General features: G+C 37.6%; 1 protein-coding gene and 1 pseudogene. Both read left to right on the top strand.

From position 1 onward, the window contains the following. Positions 1 to 88: pseudogene (locus AC3G7N_RS21690) on the top strand (SgcJ/EcaC family oxidoreductase); the annotation flags it as partial. A gap of 106 nt (positions 89 to 194) precedes the next feature. Next, on the top strand, positions 195 to 578 hold the full coding sequence (mscL, locus tag AC3G7N_RS21685) for a large conductance mechanosensitive channel protein MscL (RefSeq protein ID WP_089060300.1): 384 nt from the start codon (positions 195 to 197) through the stop codon (positions 576 to 578). Positions 579 to 607 lie beyond the last annotated feature (29 nt).

The raw sequence follows: 607 nt of genomic DNA, 5'->3' as shown, positions 1-607 counted from the left end.
GAGCATAGAACTCTTTCAAAATACACCAGCACAGTTTCATGGCAGACCAGAATTGGTTAAGAAAATGACAAATGAACTAAGTGAATAATTGTGTGGGAAGGGGTGGCCCGGTAGCATGATCATCCCTTTTTCAGTAGTAAAGCTGTTCAAAAATCGACAATTTATATATAATCGACAAACAGGGGGTGATGTACATGTGGGCAGATTTTAAAGCATTTGCTTTAAAAGGAAACGTAATGGACTTGGCGGTGGCTGTTGTAATTGGGGCAGCTTTCGGTAAAATCATCACATCACTAGTGAATAATATAATCATGCCGCTCATTGGTATTCTTCTAAATGGTGTCGATTTTTCTGGATTATCGTACAAAGTTGGCGATGCGGTGGTTACATATGGTGTTTTTATTCAATCAATCATCGACTTTGTTATTATTGCATTTTCTATTTTCATGGTAGTGCGGTTGCTTATGAAATTTCAGCGTAAGAAAGAGCCAGTAGAAGAAGCGGCACCCGCAATTGATGCTAAAGAAGAGCTGCTATCTGAGATCAGAGATTTATTAAAAAACCAAAACAGTAAATAGGACTTAATGTTTGCAGATGAAGTAAAAAA

The organism is Virgibacillus carmonensis (genome assembly GCF_057836705.1).
This window is presented reverse-complemented; position numbering and strand designations above follow the sequence as displayed.

What these genes read in the sequence shown, in the direction of transcription:
- mscL (WP_089060300.1), top strand. Translation starts at nt 195, where the DNA reads ATGTGGGCAGATTTTAAAGCATTTGCTTTAAAAGGAAACGTAATGGAC.